This window comes from Vibrio sp. 03_296 (assembly GCF_002265885.1).
The window spans coordinates 1-661 of the sequence record NZ_NPKW01000265.1 but is presented as its reverse complement, the minus strand read 5'-3'; the positions used below and the strand labels follow the sequence as shown (position 1 = coordinate 661).

Annotated in this window: 1 pseudogene; it reads left to right on the top strand. The window is 45.3% G+C overall.

The annotated features are described in order from the left end of the window. Positions 1–151: 151 nt before the first annotated feature. A pseudogene (locus tag CIK04_RS23860) lies at positions 152–654 on the top strand (hybrid sensor histidine kinase/response regulator); the annotation flags it as partial. Positions 655–661 lie beyond the last annotated feature (7 nt).

The following is a 661-nucleotide window of genomic DNA, read 5'->3' as shown; positions in this document are numbered from 1 at the left end:
TCAAAACGGTGCAATCATCCAGATTTTCAATGGGACTATATATCAATCCTGAAAAGTTTTCCTGCAACTTGCTGAACAATAACTAAACTTATCAGTAACTATAGACAAGCATCGATTTATTGCACTGTTATCTTGCAAGAAGGCCCAGCGAATGCGCTCAATTAGAACTTTATTTATGCTGCTGTTTTTGGCAATGGGKATCTGTTCTATTGCCATGTTGTCTGTCACGCAAAAGGTGGCGGAGCTTCGAACCCAAAGTCGGGATTATCAGCAAGACCTTCATCGGTTTTACCGTCTTTCTCAAGAGCTCAAACAAAGCTCAGATCATTTGCATAGTTGCACGAGCTTACGTGGTGACAGGGGATGATCACTGGGAAGCGCTGTTCAACAAGGTGCTGGATATTCGTGACGGCAAATTGCCTTTGCCTGCGGGAAATGAATACGAGTATTGGGACCTCGCTGCCAGCTCGGCCGAATATGTACCACCGTTTACCAGTGAGACAGGCATTCCGCTACTGCAAAGACTAACGTGATTCAGGCATCAGCGCCACCGAGTTTCTTGAGCTGAAAAGTGCCTTAATGCTGTCGGATAACTTGGTGAATCTGGAGCGTGAAGCGTTTTTAGCGGTAAAGGGATTTAAGTTAGAGCCCGAGTGGTAAA